The organism is Infirmifilum sp. NZ (genome assembly GCF_022693705.1).
Taxonomy (GTDB): domain Archaea; phylum Thermoproteota; class Thermoprotei; order Thermofilales; family Thermofilaceae; genus Thermofilum.
The window spans coordinates 1,779,043-1,794,824 of sequence record NZ_CP094288.1; the positions used below are offsets into that span (position 1 = coordinate 1,779,043).

Annotated in this window: 17 protein-coding genes; 11 read left to right on the plus strand and 6 right to left on the minus strand. The window is 60.9% G+C overall.

Features of this window, described 5'->3' with window-relative positions:
* Positions 1 to 21: 21 nt before the first annotated feature.
* The gene (locus tag MOV14_RS09680) at positions 22 to 534 is read left to right on the plus strand and encodes a hypothetical protein (RefSeq protein ID WP_318537128.1); all 513 of its coding nucleotides are present in this window, start codon (positions 22 to 24) and stop codon (positions 532 to 534) included.
* A 198-nt stretch (positions 535 to 732) separates the two neighbouring features.
* On the opposite strand, the gene MOV14_RS09685 is transcribed toward MOV14_RS09680, so the two are convergent.
* Positions 733 to 1,773, minus strand: a complete 1,041-nt coding sequence (locus MOV14_RS09685) for a radical SAM protein (protein WP_318537129.1) — start codon at positions 1,771 to 1,773, stop codon at positions 733 to 735.
* Positions 1,774 to 1,936: 163 nt separating this feature from the next.
* On the opposite strand from MOV14_RS09685, the gene MOV14_RS09690 reads away from it, so the two are divergent.
* From MOV14_RS09690 to MOV14_RS09715, 6 genes are all read left to right on the plus strand, one after another.
* Positions 1,937 to 3,166: an Nre family DNA repair protein gene (locus MOV14_RS09690; protein ID WP_318537130.1), complete on the plus strand. Its 1,230-nt coding sequence runs from the start codon at positions 1,937 to 1,939 to the stop codon at positions 3,164 to 3,166.
* Entirely contained in the window at positions 3,156 to 3,983 is an 828-nt protein-coding gene (locus tag MOV14_RS09695; RefSeq protein WP_318538160.1) for an SPL family radical SAM protein, read from the plus strand. Before MOV14_RS09690 ends, MOV14_RS09695 begins: the two co-directional genes overlap by 11 nt.
* 40 nt (positions 3,984 to 4,023) lie before the next feature.
* Positions 4,024 to 5,055, plus strand: a complete 1,032-nt coding sequence (locus tag MOV14_RS09700; RefSeq protein ID WP_318537131.1) for a substrate-binding domain-containing protein — start codon at positions 4,024 to 4,026, stop codon at positions 5,053 to 5,055.
* 118 nt (positions 5,056 to 5,173) lie between these two features.
* On the plus strand, positions 5,174 to 6,163 hold the full coding sequence (locus MOV14_RS09705; RefSeq protein ID WP_318537132.1) for an FAD-dependent oxidoreductase: 990 nt from the start codon (positions 5,174 to 5,176) through the stop codon (positions 6,161 to 6,163).
* Positions 6,164 to 6,407: 244 nt separating this feature from the next.
* Positions 6,408 to 7,283 (plus strand): hypothetical protein, encoded by an 876-nt coding sequence (locus tag MOV14_RS09710; RefSeq protein ID WP_318537133.1) that lies wholly within the window; start codon positions 6,408 to 6,410, stop codon positions 7,281 to 7,283.
* A 66-nt stretch (positions 7,284 to 7,349) separates the two neighbouring features.
* Positions 7,350 to 7,622 carry a hypothetical protein gene (locus MOV14_RS09715; RefSeq protein WP_318537134.1) on the plus strand — a complete coding sequence of 91 codons (273 nt, stop codon included), beginning with the start codon at positions 7,350 to 7,352 and terminating at the stop codon, positions 7,620 to 7,622.
* 3 nt (positions 7,623 to 7,625) lie between these two features.
* Here MOV14_RS09715 and MOV14_RS09720 read toward each other — a convergent pair whose 3' ends face one another.
* The gene (locus tag MOV14_RS09720) at positions 7,626 to 9,068 is read right to left on the minus strand and encodes a hypothetical protein (protein WP_318537135.1); all 1,443 of its coding nucleotides are present in this window, start codon (positions 9,066 to 9,068) and stop codon (positions 7,626 to 7,628) included.
* A complete protein-coding gene (locus tag MOV14_RS09725; RefSeq protein ID WP_318537136.1) occupies positions 9,059 to 9,604 on the minus strand; it encodes an NUDIX hydrolase in 546 nt (181 codons plus the stop codon). The genes MOV14_RS09720 and MOV14_RS09725 overlap by 10 nt, the downstream gene beginning before the upstream one ends.
* Before the next feature lie 98 nt (positions 9,605 to 9,702).
* On the opposite strand from MOV14_RS09725, the gene MOV14_RS09730 reads away from it, so the two are divergent.
* The 4 genes from MOV14_RS09730 (at position 9,703) to MOV14_RS09745 (ending at position 12,459) form a co-directional block, all read left to right on the plus strand.
* Positions 9,703 to 10,653: a substrate-binding domain-containing protein gene (locus MOV14_RS09730; RefSeq protein ID WP_318537137.1), complete on the plus strand. Its 951-nt coding sequence runs from the start codon at positions 9,703 to 9,705 to the stop codon at positions 10,651 to 10,653.
* A 75-nt stretch (positions 10,654 to 10,728) separates the two neighbouring features.
* Positions 10,729 to 11,394 carry an ABC transporter permease gene (locus MOV14_RS09735; RefSeq protein ID WP_318537138.1) on the plus strand — a complete coding sequence of 222 codons (666 nt, stop codon included), beginning with the start codon at positions 10,729 to 10,731 and terminating at the stop codon, positions 11,392 to 11,394.
* Positions 11,384 to 12,079, plus strand: a complete 696-nt coding sequence (locus MOV14_RS09740) for an ABC transporter ATP-binding protein (protein ID WP_318537139.1) — start codon at positions 11,384 to 11,386, stop codon at positions 12,077 to 12,079. Before MOV14_RS09735 ends, MOV14_RS09740 begins: the two co-directional genes overlap by 11 nt.
* A gap of 50 nt (positions 12,080 to 12,129) precedes the next feature.
* A complete protein-coding gene (locus MOV14_RS09745; RefSeq protein ID WP_318537140.1) occupies positions 12,130 to 12,459 on the plus strand; it encodes a DUF4870 domain-containing protein in 330 nt (109 codons plus the stop codon).
* A 238-nt stretch (positions 12,460 to 12,697) separates the two neighbouring features.
* On the opposite strand, the gene MOV14_RS09750 is transcribed toward MOV14_RS09745, so the two are convergent.
* From MOV14_RS09750 to MOV14_RS09760, 3 genes are all read right to left on the minus strand, one after another.
* Positions 12,698 to 12,946 carry a hypothetical protein gene (locus MOV14_RS09750; protein WP_318537141.1) on the minus strand — a complete coding sequence of 83 codons (249 nt, stop codon included), beginning with the start codon at positions 12,944 to 12,946 and terminating at the stop codon, positions 12,698 to 12,700.
* Complete coding sequence (locus MOV14_RS09755; RefSeq protein ID WP_318538161.1) at positions 12,909 to 13,154, minus strand: ankyrin repeat domain-containing protein; 246 nt, start codon at positions 13,152 to 13,154, stop codon at positions 12,909 to 12,911. Before MOV14_RS09755 ends, MOV14_RS09750 begins: the two co-directional genes overlap by 38 nt.
* Before the next feature lie 527 nt (positions 13,155 to 13,681).
* Positions 13,682 to 15,781, minus strand: coding sequence for a protein kinase domain-containing protein (locus tag MOV14_RS09760; RefSeq protein ID WP_318537142.1), 2,100 nt, complete (start codon positions 15,779 to 15,781; stop codon positions 13,682 to 13,684).
* Position 15,782 lies beyond the last annotated feature (1 nt).

The window sequence follows — 15,782 nt, forward strand, 5'->3', positions numbered from 1 at the left end:
CGTAGCGACAGTGGGAAAACCGTGTCGAGGGAGTTTGAGGGGTTGCTCGGGAGCACCAGGGTTCAAGCGGAGCTCAGGGAGTTCGAGGAGTGGTTCAAGAAGTACGGCGAGCACATTCTCGAGTTCGAGGAGTCGAAGCTCGTCATAAGGACGGCCTGGCTCGCTAGAGTCATGCTTGACGAGGGATACGCCCTCTTCCCGGGGCAGGAGGAGGGCGTCAGGACTTTCGTCGCCAGCTTCATCGCGGACAGGCTCAGGGGCTTGGGCGTCGACCCTAGGCAGGTGACGCGGGGGGACCTTCACGGCACAAGGCAGGATGTAGTTGAGGTGGTCACGAGGATCTACCCGAACGTCCAGCAAACAGATAGGCCATCGGTCACAAGCATTCTCCAACAGGAACTCACAAAGCCCCCTAAGGTCGAGAGGGCTGTACTGCCGGCGCTCAGGGTTGAGAGGTCTAGAGCCAGGCCCCTCGTAGCACTACTACTAACCCTTCTCCTGTCGTCATTGCTCATAATCCTCCTCTCGCGGTAACTCTATCTGCAGATATCCCGACATAGGTAGCGCGTAGCCATTACAAAAAAGAGAACACCCTTAGGCCGGGGTCAATCCAGAGGCTCTTCGCCTAGTCAAGCCCAGCGATTTGACGAATATTGTTGTCCGCGATACACAAACCCGCTAACCAGTTTGTACGACCACCGCCCAGCTAGCTGGATCGCCGCAAAGGGGGCTTCAATCTCGGAGTAGCCAGGCGTTGCCCAGCCACACTTTCCTCAGCCCAGCCCTCCTCGCGGCCTCGAGGGCCTCATGTGCCTGCCTCTTGCTCGTCACAGGCAGGTCTGACATAAGGAAGTCGGGGTGGAAGGCGAGCAGCACGTAGGGGATGTCCCTGTCGATCGACGCCAAAAAGCTGGCGATCATCTCCATCTCGTAGGAGTCCACGTAGCCAGGCACGAGGAGCGTGCTGGCGCAGAGGAAGGGAGGATCCCTCCTCAAATCGAACCTGCCAGCGACTTCGGCGAAGTTCTCGTAAACGGGCTTCGGGTCGGCGAAGGTGAGAGCCCTGTACACGGCGGGCGTCCAGGCTTTCAGGTCGAACTTAAGCACACCCCCTGAAACGTAAGAAATCTCGGCTGCCCTCAGGAGGAGCTTCCTGTTCCACAGCCCGTTGGTTTCCCAGCAGACCCTGAAGACCTGGCCCTCTCGGGCTTTGAGAGCCTCCTCCGCGGCCTTCAGGGCGTGGTACGCTAGGGGTCCGGGGTCTCCGCCGAAGAAGCACACGCATGTCACTCTAGGGTCCCTTGCGCGCTCGACGAGCTTCATGAGAGGGAGCCTTAAGCCCAGGTCCGCGCGCCTGCAATCCCAGTTCTGGCAGAACAGGCAGTTCAGGTTGCAAGCACCGTAGGCCACGGCGAGGTTGTAGTATCCCCTCTCGGGACCTCCAGGCGACACAGAGTACCTCGGGTAGCCAGCGCCCGTAGCTCCAGGGCAGAACCACGCGGCAACGCAGTTAGTCGGGTGGGGGTCGAGGTAAGCGAAGCCAGGCGCCTCCAGTGGGTAGGAGCGGACAAGCCTTCCATGAGAGTTCCTGACGAGCCCGCAGAAGCCGACCTCACCATCCCCCATGCGGCAACGCCTGCCGCACGCCACGCACTCCCCGCCGTCCCCGCTCGGGGGGCTCGGCAGGCCCAGGAGCCTCCGGGCCCTAATGTGCGCCTCCTCGGCGATCCTGAGGGCCTCGTCTGGGTTAGCCCTCAGGCATTCCAGGCACACGCCAAGCGACTCGGAGATAAGGTGGGAGCTCCGCCCGCAAAGCCTGCAGGTGCCCAACAGGGCTCAAGCTAGAGAGACCGTAGCTTGCCTAAAAACCTTCGTCCACTTTCACCGAACACTGCGGAAACGTTATATTCGTCGGTGCGTCCCCTATCACAGGTAAATGTCCACACGTCTCACAGGGCTGTGCTTGAAGTGCCGGGGCGCGAAGCTACTCTGCGGGCTCCCGCGCTGCCCCTTCCTCTCCATCTGGTCAAAAATGGGGGAGGTGAAGCCCCCGTCCTCCGCGGAGCTACAGGCCCCATCACCCCCCTCAGTCTTCGTCGGCCGCGTGGGTTACCCTAACGTTAGGGTGGCCCCCGCTGTCGTCACCGCCGACGGGGATGTCTCAGTGTACGACCTCCCAGAGAGGTGGCTAAGCTACGGGGTCGAGGACGTCCTGAAGTTCAGGCTGAGCCTGGTTCTCGGTAGCCTGCGCGTTGACGCCCGCCGTCCCGACGCCCTCGGGGAAGTCGCCCTGCTCTCGAGCTCCTCGAGGCCCGTCGACGTGGAGCTGAGGTTCCGCAAGCCTCCAAGGGGGGTTCAGCTCGACCCCCACGCCCCGCCCTTCGGCCCCTCCGGGGTCGCCGAGAAGGTCAGGCTGGTGGACAACCCCAGCATCCCTAGGCCCCTCGAGAGGATACTGGGCGGCGACAGGGTGAGGGCCGACGAGGCCGTGTGGAGGCTCTACGAAAGCGGGATACCGGTGTCGATGATACAGAGGGTGTTCTCGGTCGGCCTGCTGGGCAGGAGCGCCGGCAGGAGGCTTGTGCCGACGAGGTGGTCGATAACCGCTGTCGACGACATCATCTCGAAGAGGATCCTCGAGGAAGTGAAGCGCAACCCCTCCATCGACAGCTACCTCTTCTTCCAGCGCAGGTACTCGGACAACAACTTCGTGGCGATCCTAGCTCCAGGCGCGTGGAGCTTCGAGTGGATTGAGGCGTGGTTCCCGCACACGACCTGGAACCCCGGAGCGACCGTGGAGGTGGAGGGCGACTGGGAGGGCTTCAAGGGGAGAAGCGAGTACGCGACGCTGGGCGGTTGCTACTACGCGTCAAGGCTCGCTGTCGCAGAGTACCTCAGGAGGCTGGGTAGGCAGGCGACCGTGCTCCTCATCAGGGAGATATACGAGGGTTTCTTCCTCCCGATAGGCGTCTGGTTCGTGCGCGAGAACGTCAGGGCGCTCTTCGCCTCGAAGCCCGAGAGGTACGACGACTTCAAGGACGTGCTCGCGAGGCTCGGCTCGTCGACTAGGCTACCGCTGAGCGTCTGGCTCTCCAAGTCCAAGATCCTCAGGGACTTCACCAAGCAGACTAGGCTCGAGGTGGGATCCCTTGGAGGTGAGGTATGAGCGGGTCAGGGTGAGCCACGCGCTGTCCAAGTCGGGTCTCCCCGACCTGGACTACGCCTTCAACCCCTACGCCGGCTGCAGCCACGGATGCCTGTACTGCTACGCTAGGGCTTTCACGAGATACCCGGAGGTTGCGAGGAACTGGGGGCGCGTGGTGTACATCAAGGAGAACGTCGTCGAGGTCCTCGAAGCCGAGGTAAAGAGGGTTAAGCGGGGCCTAGTCGGAGTGTCCACCGTGACCGACCCCTACCAGCCCGTGGAGGCGTGGGAGAAGCTGACCCGCAGGGGCCTGGAAGTCCTCCTCCGCAGCGGCTTCCGAGTGAGCATACAGACCAAGTCGCCGCTCGTGCTGAGGGACCTCGACGTCATAGCCCCCCGCAGAGGCCAGGTCGACGTTGGCTTCACGATAACCACGCTCGACCCAGCCCTAGCTAGGCTGATCGAGCCCAACGCTCCACCCCCCGGAGTGCGGGTCGAAGCACTGCGTAAGCTGGCATCCGAAGGGCTGGAAACATGGGTGTTCCTGGGACCCATACTAAGGGGGGTCAACGACTCAGAGGCCTCGATTGCGGGTGTCGTCGAGGTCGCCTTCGAGACGGGCTCAAAGCTGTACTACGACTACTACCACCACAGGCCCGAGCTGGTTGAGAGCATGCGGCCACTGCTGAACCGCTTCCCGCAGGCCCTCGCTACGGAGGCGAGGTGGAGGGAAAGGGTGCGCGACGCCGTCGAGAAGGCTTGCCGGGAGATCGGCGCAGAGTGCGCGCCAGCGTTCCCCGAGGCCAAGAGGGCTAAGAGCGTGCTCGAGTACTTTTAAATAGGGAGCGAGCATTAAAAGGATCAGCGGGGCTTTTAACGTGCCTGGCGACGAGATCCTCAGGATATTCAGCCTACTCAACGGCCTGCGCGCAGGGCTCACCCCCACATTCCACCTCAACGGCCGCACCGTCACTGCCGAGGAGCTGCGAGTGCTGGAGGCGGTTGAGAGGGCTGGCTCCATAAAGAGGGCCGCGGAGCTACTGGGCGTCGACTACAGGACGGTTTGGAACACGATCGCCAGGCTCGAGGAGGCTACCGGTGCGAAAGTTGTCGAAAGGGGTGCTGGGGGGCCAGGCGGCGGTGGCGCGCACCTGACTCCGGTAGGCGAGGCAATTCTCGCGGAGGCCAGGCTAGTGCGCGCGAAGCTCACCGGCATGCTAAGGGGCTTCGACCTCGCGAGGCCTGATGTGGTCATAGCGGGGAGCGACTGCGCTGTAATGGAGCGGCTCATCTTGGAGCTCGCCGAGAAGGGGGTCTATGGGCTCTACCTGAAGGTGGGCTCCACGCTGGGCGTGGAGGCGCTCAAAATGGGTTTGAGCCACGTCGCGGGGGTCCACATCCTCAACCCGGCTACCGGGAGGTACAACGAGCACCTGCTCGACGACCCCCAGCTTAGGGGCAGGGTGGTTTTAGTGAAGGGGTGGAAGAGGGTGATGGGGCTCGCGTTCAACCCCAGGGTGGAGAGTCCCCCCGATAGCCTCGCCGGTGTTGTAGAGCGGGGCTTGAGGATCGCTAACAGGATCAAGGGCAGCGGGACCAGGATCCTCCTCGAGCACCTTCTAGAGCAGGCGGCCCGCGAGCTGGGGGTTCCCGTCTCGACCCTCAGGAGGAGGCTCAAGGGCTACGGAGTTGAGTACACCACACACCGGGAGGCGGCGAACGCTGTGGCGACAGGCAAGGCCGACGTCACCCTGACTGTGGACTGGGTCGCGAGAGAGCACGGCCTGGTCTTCAAGCCGCTGCTAAGCGAAGACTATGACCTGCTGGTGGTCAAGGACGTTCTCCCCAAGCTCCCACTAGCCGAGACATCTGTCTTCAAGGGCAGAGAGAGTCTAACTGTAATCGAGTAGCTCTCATGAACTTTTTGGGCCTCAAGGACGCAGACTAAACTTTATTTAAGATCTTCTTTACTTTTAACCGAAGTGTAAAGCGCAAAAAATTAATTTTCATCAATATAAACTTTACACGATGTCTATAAAATTTGCACCCTGCAAGTCCACGGGGCCGAGAACTGGGAAGAGAGTAGCCATAGTCGGTGCGGGGCCGGCAGGCCTGGCTGCGGCGGGCGTCCTCTGCTGCCTAGGTCATCGTGTCGACGTGTTCGACAAGCTCCCGGAGCCCGGGGGCATGCTGATCTTCGCCATACCGGAGTTCAGGATACCGAAGTCCTCAGTCAGGGAAAGCGTCCGCGAGCTCGCGGGCCTGGGGGTGGGCTTCCACACGAACACCGAGGTTGGCAGGGATGTCCAGCTGCGCGAGCTCTTGGAGGACTTCGACGCGGTGCTCCTGGCTACTGGGACGTGGCAGGGTAGGAGGCTGGAGGTGCCGGGGGAGGACAAGGAGGGTGTTTACAACGCCCTCGACTGGATCACACAGTACATGATAGCTAAGAACGGGTACCAGGCCGTCGAGCCTCCCCCGCTCACCGGCAAGGTAGCGGTCGTCGGCACAGGCCTGACAGCTGTTGACATAGCGGAGGTGGCCGTCAAGGAGTACGGGGCGAACATCGTGATGCTCTACAGGAGGCCCATGAGCGTCGCCCCGGCGAAGCACATGCTCAGGCACCTCGAGAGCCTCGGCGTCGAGTTCGTTGAGAACGTGGTCCCAGTAGAGATCCTCGGCGATTGGAGGGCTGAGAGAGTGAGGCTAGTGAGGGTGAAGCCGACAACCGACAGGAAGGCCCCGACTGAGATCATCCCGGGAAGCGAGTTCGAGCTGGACTTCAACGCGTTGGTTGTCGCGGTGGGTCTGAAGCCGACGCCCCCCGAAAGCGTCAAGAGCTTAGGCGTCGAGCTTAACAAAGACGGGAGCATCAAAGTCGCGGAGAATTTCGCGACGAGCGTTGAGCGCCTCTTCGCCGCGGGAGACGTTGCCCACGGGCCGTCTAACATAGGCTTAGCCATGCGAAGCGGCAAGCAGGCCGCAAAAAGCATCGACGAGTACCTAAAGGCTAAGTAGCGGGCTAAGAACCGCAGTGACCTCGGACCGGGAGTGCGTTGCGATCTGGGGAAAAGAACCTGCTTTACTTCTCTCCTCAGATCCGCTCGGCTCCGAATCTCTCGCTTTTACTTACTCCTGGGTTAGCACCTCGAAAATGGTAAAAGATGAAAAGGCATCCCCATCCATATGGACCGCCGCGATGGCTCGCTCCAACAGGCATAATTTTTATACAAGTGAAACAGCTATTTAGCGTCGCGGCTTAATGAGCGAGTGGCTGTCTATCGCCGAAACCATAGCCGTCGTCGCAAGCGTAGTGGGCACCGTCTCTGGGGCCACCTACTGGCTCGGGAGGAAGCTCGCCAGCCTTGAGAACCGGGTCGCTGGCTTAGAGCGCAAATTCGGCGGGCTCGAATCCCTCATCGCTCAGCTAGAGGGTAGGGTGGCCGGCGTCGAGCTCTCGGTTGGGAAACTAGAATCCCGCATCGCCCAGCTGGAGAAGAAGATTGGAGACCTTGATGGGAGGCTGTCTGCCCTGGAAGGCAGGATAGAAGGCCTTGAAGAGAGGCTCGCGGCACTAGAGCTCCGAGTAGCCAAGCTGGAAGAGAGGCTATCTACTCTTGAGCTACGGGTTGGGAGGGTAGAGGAGAGGCTGTCAGCCCTGGAGAGCGAGGTGGGAGACCTTAAAGAAAGGCTCGCGGCACTAGAACATCACGTCACTCAGCTTGAGGAGAGGCTGGAGCAGCGCATTGGGAGGGTAGAGGAGAGGGTCAGCAGGCTGGGGAGGGGGATCAGGAGCGTCAACGAGCTGCTCCTAGACATCTTCGGCTACGAGGGTGTTCTCAGAGCCGAGGCCGTGAGGTTCGCGAAGTCCGAGCTGGCGCGCGTCCTCGAGCTCGCCGAGAACCCTCTGACGAAGGAGGAGTGGAGCCGCCTAAAGCAGCTCCTCGAAAAGGACGACCTCAACCTCGAGGAAGCCCAGGAGCTCTACAGGATAGCGGACAAGCTCGTCGAGGAGCACGGAGACAGGATCGAGGTCTGGAAGCTCCTATGGTACTCAAGGCTGTGGATCGGAATCAACTGGCGCAGGATGGCCGAGCAGCGGAAGAAAGCCCAGCAGCAGGCCGCACAGCAAGCCTAGACACCACCTGTAGTGCCCCGCACTGCCTGCAGAAAAGCAGATCTACCTCTGATCCTACCTAGAAGCATGGTCTCCCCCCTTGAGCTGCCTGGTGCGAGGCTTAGGCTCCTAGAAGCGCTGAGGAGGCGTGGGCTCTACGCGCACATGCACGCTTACGAGTACATCCTGGGCTACCGGGGCAGGATCGTGGGCGTTCTGCTGGTCGAGCCCAGAAGGCTCTCAGCCACCCTTTACTCCGCCGACAAAACCCCAGAGGAGCTTCCCGCCTTGGTTCGGGAGGCACTCGCGGAGGTAGACCCGTCCGTGAGGTTGGAGCTCAAGCCCACGTGGGAGGCATGAGCGCTAGCGGCGAGCAAGGACCCCGAGGGCGGTCTTCGCGAGTCTCCTGAACCAGCCGTCTATGAGGTAGAGGACGGTGAAGTAGACAGCGCCCCCCGCTAGAACGGCGAGGAAAGCCTCCCTGATCCTCCACGGGTTGATGTACACGGCGGTCAGGCACATCGGGACGGATGCGGCAGCGTATCTTGTCGCTGAGCCGGCGACGCGGCGGAGGCTGACCTTACCCCTGGCGAGAGAGTAGAGCATGAGGAACGCCGCGGCCTCGGCGGCGAGCCACGACGCGCGAGCCCAAGCCGCAACCTCAACCTCCCCCCTCGTGAGGAAAAGCGCCACCAGGACACCCGAGACGCCGAGAACCGACCTGACAAGCCCAACCACGACCGTCCTGAAGATGTAGGTCCCGCGGAGCGCAGCCGGGTCCAGTAGCTCGACGTCGCGCCTCTCCATTCCTTGAAGCGCATCCGCCAAAAGGCCGTTGACGACGCCAACGAGCGAGGCCAGGGACGCCGCCACGAGAGCCGGGCCGGCGACAGCGTAGTCCGGGTTAAGCAGGTAGAGGAGGTTCGGCGCCAGCGCGATGGCCCCGAAAGCCGTCGGGACTCCCAGCAGCAGGGTGAACCTGAGGACCTCCTCCACCCTCTCCCCCGCGTTCTCGTGCGACTGGAGAAGGCTGGGGTACAGCCCGCGGCCAAGAGTAGAGGAGTAGCTGACGAGGTTCGAGAACGTCAGGACAACGGTGTAGTAGGCCACAGCCCTGTTAGAAGCGAAGTGGGAGATCAGGGGCACGTCCGCCATCGCCACGATCGATGCCGGCAGCCCCAGGGCGTTCACCCACGAGTAAGCCAGGATCCTCTTGGCGATCTCGAGGCTCGGCCTCCGCGCGAGGTCTCTCCTTGTGAAGGCGACCAGTAAAGCCGTCTGGCCAGCGTGCCCGGCTAGGACGGAGAGCATCGCCGTGATCAGCGTTACCCTGGCTGTGGTGGCGAAGAAGAGGGCTGCCAGGAGCTTCACCGTCTCGAACACGAACTCCGACACAGCCGCCAGAGGGGGGTTTACGGCGTAGAGCGCAGAGTACATCGCGCCGTTGAGGTAGAGGAAGGGGAGGTACGCGATAGACAGCAGCACGGCCTCGTAGGGGACGCCGAATGAGCTGCTGATCGCCCCCGAGAGAGCCCACAGCAGGGCCATAGAGAGGAGCGAGAACGCCGACGAGAGGGTGAGCCCTGTTGTGAGGCTCTCAAGCACCCCCCTGGCCCTGAACCTCGTAACCCAGTAGTTGACTACCGTAGCCATGCTGGCGTAGGAGAGCACTGACGAAACCACGCTCCAGGCCCCGAACTCGCTCGGCCTGAGGTTACGCGTAATAACGAGTACGAAGCCCGCGCCCACCAGGACGCTGTACAGCTTCTCGAGGTAGAACAGCAGCCCGGTTCTCTTCAGCCCCACAGCCCCCCACGCTCCCTAGCAGAAAGATAGAGGAGCACGCCTGCAACCGTCTTGAGGTCCCCGAAGCCGCCGCCCACCCGCCTCAGGTACTCCTGGGGGCTCATCTCCACCACTCTGAGAACCTCCCCGGGCTCCGGGTGGGCCTCCGCGTGCTCGAGCCTGCCTGCAAGGAAGAAGTGTAGCACCTCGTCGCTGTAGCCCGGAGCCACGCTGAAGCCGCCCAGGTACCTCCACTCCCCAGCCCTGTAGCCCGTCTCCTCCTCCAGCTCCCTCTTAGCCGCCTCAAGAGGGCTCTCGCCGGCCTCCAGCCTCCCGGCGGGGAGCTCCACGATCCACCTCTGGAGGGGAGCCCGCCACTGCTCGACGAACACGAGCATATCCTCGCCCCTAACCGGTATGATCACCACCGCCTGGCCGAACGCCACCACGTCCCTCACGTACGTCCTACCGCCGACCCTGACCTCGCGTCGGTAAAGCCTCACCCTCCTGCCCTCGCAAAGCAGCGTGTCGCTGACAGTTTCAGGCGTGTTGGACACGAAGGCTCAAATCTACCGACCTATAAAATATTTTCACCGAAAATGGTTATAATGAAAAAGCATATATACGCTATGATAAAAATCATAGCGGTAAGATTATGAAGCATGCTGGAGCAAAGAGGTTCAATCTAGTCGCCTTCTTGCTGGTGGCTCTCGCTTTAGTCGGGGCCGCGTACTTCTACTTCACCAACCAGCCTCAGGCAAAGCAGAAGACAGTGCTCCGGATCGCAACCACCACGAGCGTCGACGCGACAGGTCTCCTCGACGTCCTGAAGAAGGGGTTCGAGTCCACTTACCCTGACATCAACGTCACCTGGGTCGCAGTCGGCACCGGCCAAGCGCTGCAGATAGCGATGAGGGGGGACGCCGACATGGTCATAACGCACGACAGACCGTCCGAGGAGCAGTTCATAAAGCAGGGTTACGGCGTCCACGGTATCTCCTTCGCCTACAACGACTTCGTGATCCTAGGCCCCCCTGACGACCCAGCCGGGATCAAGGACGCCAAGAGCGCCGCGGAGGCCTTCAGGCTGATAGCGCTGGCAGGGGAGCAGGGCAGGGCAGTTTTCGTGTCGAGGGGTGACAAGTCCGGGACGAACCTCAGGGAGCTGAGGCTCTGGGAACAGGCGGGAGTGAACGCCACCGGCCGCCCCTGGTACAAGGAGACCGGGCAGGGCATGGCGCAGACGCTCATGGTCACCGACCAGCTGAGGAACGCCTACACGCTCAGCGACAGGAGCACCTACTTGGCATTCAAGGACAAGCTCTCACTCGCGGTGCTCTTCCAAGGAGACCCCGCTCTCCTAAACATATACAGGGCAACCCTCGTCAACAGCACCCGCTTCCCGTGGGTTCACTACGACGCGGCTTACAAGTTCGTGAAGTTCCTTATCTCCCCCAGAGGGCAAGCCTTAATAGGTAGCTACACTAAGGGCGGCGCTAAGCTGTTTAACACATGCTTCGGCAACGTCTCCAAGCTCGGCATCGTTGACCCATACGAGGAAGAGCAGATCGCCTGGTGGAGGGAGCAGTTGCAAAAGGACCCGTGAACCCTCTCACGGAGCCTACCCCCCCCAAAGCTTTTTTCCGTGCACCCCCCTACGATACCAGGAGGGCGGTTCGTAGTGATCGACGCGACGCTGAGCGAGGTAGTCTCGATAACCCTTCTATCTTTACGTGTCTCGGCGACGGCCGTAGCCCTATCCTCAGCCTTCGGGCTCCCTCTGGGAGCATTCATCGCCAGTAGGGAGTTTAGGGGCAAGCACGTCGCAGTCACCGTGATAAACACGCTGATGGGCACGCCCCCCGTTCTCCTGGGCCTCCTCCTCTACCTCCTCCTCTCCCGCCAAGGCCCCCTCGGCTGGACAGGCCTCCTCTTCACCCCCGAGGCCATGATCGTCGCCCAGTTCCTCCTGACCCTCCCGATAACCACAGGCCTCACCATCACAGCGGTCGAGTCGTTGCCCAGGGACCTTAGGGAGCTCGTGCGCTCGCTGAGGGCCAGCGCCCTGTACGAGGCGCTACTCCTCCTGAACGAGTCCCGCGTCAACCTCCTGGGCGCGGTCCTCGCTGCGCTGGGCCGGGCGATATCGGAGGTGGGAGCTGTTATCATCGTCGGGGGAAACATAAGGTACCAGACACGGGTCCTCACAACGGCCATCGTCTACTACACGAACGCCGGCGAGTTCGACACCGCGATCGCTCTCGGCGCGGTCCTCGCCCTCGTCTACCTCGCCGTCAACACCGCCGTGATCATCCTGAAGATCAGGGTGGGGAAGAGTGCCGCTTGAAGCACAAGAGGTGTCGAAGAGCTACGATGGAAGACCCGTGCTCAAGAGCGTGAGCCTGATCGCCGAGAGGGGGCAGGTGACGTGCCTCATAGGCCCCAACGGCTCTGGAAAGACCACCCTCCTCCGCATACTCGCCCTCCTCGAGAAGCCGGACTCCGGGAGGATCCTCCTCGACGGCGAAGACCTCTCGCTCAAAGTCAGGGAGCGCGCCGCCAGGATAGCCTACATGCCCCAGAGGCCAGTCGCCCTAACCGCAAGCGTCTACGGAAACGTATACCTACCCCTGAGGGCAAGCGGCGTCCCAGGCCCCGAGGCCTCGAAGAGGGCGAAGAAGTACCTAGACCTCCTAGGCCTCACTGAGCTCGAGGACAAGCCCGCCCAGAGGCTCTCCGGGGGGCAGCGGCAGCTCCTCGCCATAGCGAGGGCGCTGGCGCTTGAGCCAGACCTGCTCCTGCTCGACGAGCCGACGAGCCACCTAGACCCCTCAAACGCCTCCAAGGTGAGGGCGCTGATAAGGGAGTACGTTAAATCGCGGAGCATCGTAGCGGTCATCGTCTCCCACTCCCCCCAGGAGGTCGCGGAGCTCTCCGACAAGACCGTGCTGCTCTTCGATGGGGCCGTGAAAGGAGTCTACACGCGACAAGCCGTGAGCGAGGAGCTACTAAAACTCTTTCACCTTTACTGAAAGCCCTAAAGCAGATAAAAGCATATATAGAGCGAGTGTGAAGATTCATCATGGCTCCGACCAAGCTAGGGCTAGACGAGAAGGCTGAAGCCGCCCTCAGCTACCTCCTCGGCGCGATAACCGGAATAATCTTCCTCATCCTCGAGCCCGAAAACTACTTCGTCAGGTTCCACGCAGCCCAGTCAACCCTCGCATCAATCACGATATTCATCCTCACCCTAGCACTGCCCTTCCTCTGGTTCCTGTGGAGCCTCCTCAGCCTCATAGTCCTCATAGTCGGAATCATCAAGTCGCTACAAGGAGAGCTCTACAAGTTCCCCCTCATCGGAGACCTGGCAGCACAGCTCGTAAAGCCACCACCCCCACCTCCCCCACCCTGAAAAACCGAGATTTTTCTCGTCTGAAAGCCAGCTTAAGGCAAGGGTAGCGAATCCTCCAGGAGCCAGGCGTGCTCGTGCCCGAGGTCGATCCACGCAGAGGCCTCCAGCAACGCTTAACTCCAACCGCAAAACTCCGTAGCCGCTCTATCAGTGTTTCACGGGCCCCTCACCTCCAGCAGTACATCGCTCAGGGCTCTACCGGCGCACCGCATTTAGGGCAGGCGCTGAGCGTCTCCCGCTACGCCCGCTCGGCTACCTCGAGCCACATGACTCTCCTCTCCTCCCCACCCTCCCACTTGGCCACTAGGGCGACGGGCACCCTACCAGCCCTCATCGGCTTAACGGGTACCTCGGCTACGCACTCGGCCTCGCCCGGGTCCAGCCACTCCACCTCGCCCTCCAGCAGAAGCCTCGCCCTGCCGCTGAGCGACACCTTCAGGGAGCCCCACTCACCAGCAGCCAGCCGGAGGGGCCTCGACCGACGCAATGAGGCCCTGCTGCACCGCGGCTTGCTGCCCAGCCGGCTGCACCTGCCTCGCCGCCGACTCGAGGAGCCCAGCAACCTCCCTATGACCCCCCTCCCTAGCGAGGTCCAAGGGAGTTTTGCCCTCATTGTCCCTAGCGTTCACGTCTGCGCCACTCTTGATGAGGAGCCTAGCCACATCCACATGGCCATGAGCGGCGGCGAAGTGCAGCGGCGTAAATCCAAACTTGCCCCTTGCGTTGACGTCTGTGCCGCGCTCGAGGAGCTCTGGATAAAAAGCTTACTTGGGAGTTAGAGCTTTAAAGGACTCGAGCCGGGGCTAGCAGGCTAGCGGGTAGCGGCTCAGCGAAGCGCTAGTTCCCCCTCGCTTGTTCTGAGGTGTGGTATCCAAGGGTTGCCTTGGTATATGTCGAGAGGCAAATAGCCGAAAAACCTTAGGCTCAGTTCCCAGCTATTGGGGGTTTGTGTGGGTGAGGTGAGGGTTGCATACGTGGCTTTCGAACAGCTCAGAGCTGATGCGCCTCGTTTAAGTGCGAAGATAGCCTCCATCGACCAGAAACCAAGCCACGGCTCTCCTTCGACAGGTATTTCACAGTCCAATGCCTAGTTAAAATACGATAAGGGTTAAGTAAAAACGTTTTTTAATTCACACACCCCTCTTTACTGTCATTGAAGACTTAAACTCATTTAAGTCTCTGCGGTTCTTTGAATTCATCTTGACCCTTAGCGATGCTCTTGCTAGCTACTATGATGCTTCAACGCCTTAGCTAACGCCTCCTCTAATTCCGAGGCTTTCGGCCTCTTTTTCGGCTCCTTGTTTAAGGCCTCTTTGAGAGCAATAACCGTTTCCTCGGGGAGATTCTGGCGGAGCAGAGGCACGGGGATATTGGGAGGGCTCGGAGGTGAGGAGGTAATGGTCTCTACGGCAGTCACCGCCAAGGAGTAAACGTCGCCTTCTCGGCTGTAAACTCCCTGTGTCATAAGCTCTGGAGGAGCGTAAACGGGCGTGTAGGCGAACTTCAGCAGCCTCCTCGCTGTTTCAAACCTATCGAGGATAACAGCGGTATAGAGGTCGGCGAGGACCGGCTCCATGCTCGAGTACAGGAGTACGTTTTCTGGCTTCAGGTCCCCGTGCACTACCCCGTGCTCGTGCAGAACAGCTACCTTGTGGGCGACCCTTGTAGCGACCTCCAGGCGGCGCTTTAAGGGATAGCCGCCCTCGATGAAGCCTCTCAGGCTCCCGCCGTCAACGTACTCCTGAACCAGCGCAAAGACCTCACGCTCGCTCTCCCCAGTTACAGCGCTCGAGACTGTGAACTTCCCGGCCTCGAGCGCCTCCACGACGACCTTCTCGCCTTTGTTCACCTTCTCAGCTGTCTTCGCGGCGTGGTACGCCTCTGTGACCAAGGTGGCTGGGTCGCCGTACATGGGATCAAAAACCTTCACGGCGACAAGCCTGTCAGATAGTATGTCGCGAGCTTTATACGTCGCCGCGAAGCCTCCCTGCCCTAGTTGCTCGTGAATAGCGAATCGACGGTTCAGTATTCTTCCTACGAGTTCGGGAATCTCGCCCAAGCTCTCCGGAACACTCACGCTGAGATCCTGAGAGGATTCGAGAGCGAACTCTTGCCCCATCAATTCAACCGTCTGCTTCACGGTTACGCGGAGGGTGTTTTCACCCGGGGAGATCGGAATAAGAAGCGTGTGGAATCCCTTCTCCTCCGTCCTCGCGCTTACGCTTTCACGCTCACGCGAGGCGAGAACAGTGACTCTTTCCAAGCTCTCCCTGCCTGAAGGCGTATTCACAACGATCTTGGCTTCGAGGAAAGGCCTCCCCCCGATTCTCTGCAGGCGCATCAGCTTCACCTCAGGATTAATGGCGGTTTTCCTGGCTACCCCCACCCAGTCTACCAGCGAGAAAACAAGGCTCTCTCCTAGAAAGTCTGCCTCCTCGACTTCGGGGACTGGGAGGTAAGCGAAGTCCCGGGGGCGGCCAAGCCCGTCAAGCACGACGAACCGCCTCCGCAGGAAGGCAAAAACGAGCCCATTACCTGTAAGCACGTTCACTACGGGGTCCACTAGAGAACTGGTCCAAACCACTGCGCCGTCGCGCACGCTTAAGCTCAGCAAATCAGGGCTCTTGGGCTCCCAAACTAGAATCGCATCGCCCAGCTGGGCAACTCGCGGCTCGCTGAACGGTAGCTCTCTCCTCCACCCTCTACTGAGCGACGCGACCTCTCTCCTCCTAACCGACAAGAGATCTGCGCCGAACAGGAAAAGGCGGAGCTCGTTTACTATAGGCTCACTGTCACGGTACACCTCCTCCAGCTGGGACCCCGCTAGCTGGAAAGTTATGTGCCCGGAAACCGTTGATAGAGAAACGAGTTTTCCGCTTGAAGCTAGTTCCTGCGGTACTACATTGAGCTGCTTTTCAGCCACAACCTCCCCGAGGCAGTTCAACGCGAGAAGGCTGGACTTCAGGAGACCAGCCCTCGCGAGAACGAAGAGGTGGTCTCCGCTAAACGCGACGGGACCTATTTTCTGGCTGAACCTCCTCTCCGCAACTACGCCGTCCTGGTTCAGGAACACAACCCTGTCGCCTTCCCGTGACGTGCAGACGAGAGCAAAGCTTCCTTTACAGGTTCCAGACGCCTTGTAGCCTGCCTCAGCCTCGTAGAGCAACTTAGGGGAAGCCCCGTTGGCCGAGAAAACCATTAGCCTGCCGCCGCTCTGCACAGTCGCAAAGATGGTGTCGCTCAACGCCCTGAGCTTGACTACCCTCCCGGGAAGCTTGTACGCCTCCGCTACGGAGTACTCGGTCAGCCTTAGTGGCTCCATC